General features: G+C 37.6%; 3 protein-coding genes. All 3 read right to left on the bottom strand.

The features are described from left to right. Nucleotides 1-890: 890 nt before the first annotated feature. Nucleotides 891-2339 (bottom strand): alpha-L-fucosidase, encoded by a 1449-nt coding sequence (locus tag AC1DPQ_RS19170; RefSeq protein ID WP_477610561.1) that lies wholly within the window; start codon nucleotides 2337-2339, stop codon nucleotides 891-893. Between the two features lie 42 nt (nucleotides 2340-2381). After that, nucleotides 2382-3893: an alpha-L-fucosidase gene (locus AC1DPQ_RS19165; RefSeq protein WP_477610560.1), complete on the bottom strand. Its 1512-nt coding sequence runs from the start codon at nucleotides 3891-3893 to the stop codon at nucleotides 2382-2384. Between the two features lie 110 nt (nucleotides 3894-4003). Next, on the bottom strand, nucleotides 4004-4381 hold a 378-nt coding region (locus tag AC1DPQ_RS19160; protein ID WP_477610559.1), incomplete at its 5' end, for a T9SS type A sorting domain-containing protein.

The raw sequence follows: 4381 nt of genomic DNA, 5'->3' as shown, positions 1-4381 counted from the left end.
GAGCTGGAACTCATCGTCCCCACTGTTTCCCATATGGATTGTCTTCCGGCCATTTTATAAAGGTATCTTTTGAACTCTTTTTGGGCTCTGATAAACTACCCCGGTTCTTACACTACCATCTGATGACTTGGAATACCGGACGACCTAATACGGCAGGTTTAAATAAGTAATGCATCTGTGAATCTTTCCTTATGGATTTGACCAGGTTGCATTTGATTGGGCTTCCCCATGATATTGAAAATTTTAATCGTTTTCCTATTTTTAAATTTAGAATCTAGGTTCAAAAAACAAAGGTGAGTTTTTGGTATCAAAACCAAATGACTGTCATTCAAAATTCTAATTTCCAATCAATTATACGGGTAGGTTCGACACCCTTTCGTTCCATTATACTATTAGATAATCTTCCTCTTTGCAACAGGGATAGCAGCGGATACCTGCCCTGCGCTCAAGGCCTGAAGGCGTATGAGCGGATAGCCAGGTAAGTTGCCGAGATAAAATTAACATGATGTAAAACAACAAAGGCCACAATGTTTAATACTGTGACAAATAATCCACCCTCTAAAAAGCGAAAAGCTGGCTGGGAGCTCTCGTTTCAGTATACCTTCCCAAAGTATAGATATTACAAAGAGGGTGTCTAAAAAGGAAAATCTAACGTCTTAGTGGCATAACATTTATGAAAACATAAGGAGCTTTCAACTCATTCTGGAACAGCAGGAACATATTACACGCTTGTTCACATAGACTGTATATTTCACTAATAGTAGTCACCTCTCCATTTTAGTGCAAAGTGGCCGTCAAATAAATTGCCGAGTAAATACCAAAATCTCCTCCGCCTATAGGTTGGCCCAGTGACAAGCTATGGTACGACGAGACAAATAGATCGTAAAGAATTAATTACTTATTTTAATGACTATCGCTTCCTGATTTATCAAAGAAGTTCTTAGTTCTTTTGGAATCGAAACAGCGATTCCGTCGTTTACTTTCTTGCTGCTCAACTTTTGTTTATTGATCAATAACATTGCTTTCAAACCGCCTTTCAAGTTGGTTTTGATGGTTATTTTGGCAGGTAATTCTTTTTCGTCTTCTGCTGGCATATAAATCCCATATATGGCATTCTCTTTTTGAGTATAACCAATATTCCCATCTAAGTACGGCGAAACTGGTTTAGTGTCATAAATAGCTTCACCGTTTACCGAAAGCCATTTTCCTACGCCAGCTAAAGTTTTTTCAATTTTTGAATCAAATTCGCCTCTAGCATCTGGGCCAATTCCCAGTAACAAGTTTCCGCCTTTTACTACGATACTGGTCATCAAATGCACCACTTCTTTTGAGGATTTATAATGGTCATTTGGCACCCATCCCCAAGCTCCTCCAAGGGTTATGCAGCTTTCCCAAGGCACGCTTAGTGGTTTCACAGGTGTTACTTGCTCTGGTGTCAGATAATTTTCATATTCACCAGGCACCCAACGATCTACAACCAGCATTCCAGGTTGCTTTTTACGAGCCGTTTCCGAAATCAATTTCATATTAATATCCATATCATAAGGATATTTGCAATATTCTTCGACCCTTTTATTAATGGTTGCTAATGGACGAACYCAACATCCATCAAGCCAAAGAATATCGACTTTCCCGTAATTTGTAGTTAATTCGTTCAACTGATTTTGAGTGTATTTCACATAACTTTTCCATCTGTCTGGGAATTTTGTAATGTCATACGTAGGGTTTCTATCCTTTGGAGGATAATACGACCACCAGAAGTCTTCGGTTCCAAAATCAGGTTTGGAAAAATAAACACCCACTGCCAATCCTTCTTTTCTTGAAGCATCCAATACGTCTTTTAACACATCGGCTTTTGGACTTTTGCTATAAGGCAATGCTGGATTTGTAATTTTGAAATCGGTAAATTTCGAATCATACATACAAAATCCATCATGATGTTTGGAGGTGAAAATCATGTATTTCGCTCCGGCACCTTTAAACATTTTTGCCCATTTCTGGGAATCCAATTTTGTTGGATTCAATTTGTATTGCGCATTTTTGTAATCGGTGGCATATTTGTTATAATTATCATAACCGTCTCTGGTTACCCAAGGTTCAGGCACTAAGCCCCAAGATTCAAGAAATCCTAATTGAGTGTAAAGCCCCATGTGGATCAATACCCCAAACTTATAACCCTGCCATTTATCAAGATTGGCTTTTACCAATGGATCTTTGGTCATAACATAATCTTCCTCTTCGGATTTATCAGCCTTCATGCTAAAATCACCTTGAGCATAACTAGAAAGTGTAGTGGCACAGATAGATGCCACTAATAATAATTTAAACTTATTTTTCATAAGTACATAATTTGCTCTTTACTTTTTGAAAATTCTATAATTTTACAATTCAATTTGTACAACATCAACCAGATTGGTACGCATAGATGCAGGTAGTTTAACTTGTACTTGTCCATCGATATAACTGAAATTTAACGACTTACTTGAGCCCAACACCTTAACCTTTTTTGGTTCACTTGCTGTTTTCAGTGTCAGCAAAATGTCTTTTGCTGGAAGCCTATCTTTTTCATACATCCCTTTGTCTTTAAATTCAGGGATGGCGAAAAGGTAACGAAAATTGTTGTTTGACGTTGCAGGTACTGATGCTGTTTCATTAGCAGGCAGCTGCTTTGTATTTTTTACTGACTTGCTATTCGCTTTCATCCATTTTGCGATAACTTCCATATTCTGATACACGGCATCCGGCATCGAACCATCAGCTTTGGGACCAATACTTGGTAAATAATTAACCCCCCAAGCGCGCATGGCAACATATTGTCCCAAGATAAATGCATTGGAACGAAAGGGAAGCGTATTGCTGTTGCTCCAACTATCTGTCCAAGTATTGCAGAACTCTGCCCAAATATCACCAGGATCCTTTGACGGAGGAGTTCGTTCAAAAGTTATAAAATCACCTGTGCCATGCATACGAGGATTCATTACTATACCTGGTTGCAAACGTCTGATCTCTTCCTGAGTTAGCACCTTGGTAGGATTATCTATGGCTGCACGTCCATCAAACCAGAGCAGATCTATTTTGCCATAGTTGGTTAGTAGTTCCGTTAACTGTCCACGTACCATTACAGCGTAGGCAGCACGGTGTTTAGCAGTTTCTTCAGCAGTTGGTTTTGAAGTTCGAGGGTTCAGATTTGCGTCCAATTCAGGGAAAGTGGGATTCAACACTCTTGACTCCTGAAAAAAGAAGTTCTCATAATCTTTGTTAAAATACCAATCTGGTGGCGAGAAATAAAGCCCAACCTTTAAACCATATTTATGGCAGGCATTTACAAAGGGTCTCACTAAATCCTTACCGCCCATAAAGTTTTTTGTGCTAAAATCACCATAAGCACTTGGCCATAGGGCAAATCCCTCGTGGTGTTTGGTAGTAATTACGGCATAAGTAAAGCCCGCAGCTTTTGCAGCTTTAATCCACTTTTCAGGATCATAATTTTTGGCATTCAATTCCTTTGCCATTGCCCAGTATTCATTTGGGGTTATAATTGTCCTTTCACCATTTATTGCTTTGTAATCCCGCTCCTTTATTACCCTTTTAATTTCCAGTGTATCCATTTTTTTCGATCTTAGCTCCCAACCAACTACCATTGGCCAGGATGCATCCATATTTTTTACAGAAGATAATCCCCAATGAATGAAAAGTCCTAACCCGGCATCAGGATACCATTGTGCACCAGGATTGCTAGTATGGGTATATGTGGCATTTTTATCTGCTACATTTCCAATTTGTCCATGTTCTAATTTAACTCGATCATCTTTTTCTTGCCCAAAAATTGGAAATGAGACTACACTGAATAACAAGCAGGCAATCAATTTTGTAGTTGTAAATTGTTTTTTCATAAATTATAGTTTAATTGAAGTCATAGCGTTAAAAAACATTATAACTTGTTGTCTTTTTTGTTTATTATTTTTTATTAATTTCGTTTTTGAACTAAACAACATCACCCTTTTTAATCTATTTTAATTATTTTCATCATTTTGAAAGTCTTGCCTTTGGCACTAGTTACCTTAACTAAATAGACTCCTGTAACCAGTCTAGATACATCTAATTCGGCATTGCTACTTTCCATTTTTTTATTCAAGAACATTCGTCCAATTATATTAAATACCGCTACTTCATAAGGACCACTATATCCTTTAATATTAATATTCAATATATCTTTTACAGGATTTGGATAGATCTGCACACTAGCATCAGCAAGACCGTCAACTTTAATGTTCGATATGTCTATTGCACTAACACTTTTATTAGTTGAATTATTATCGGCTAAATTTGAACTTTGAGATGAGTTCATTGCCGTTGCTGAGTTTTGAGATAAAACAAGTTG

Source organism: Pedobacter sp. 01T416_2 (genome assembly GCF_056398925.1).
This window is presented reverse-complemented; position numbering and strand designations above follow the sequence as displayed.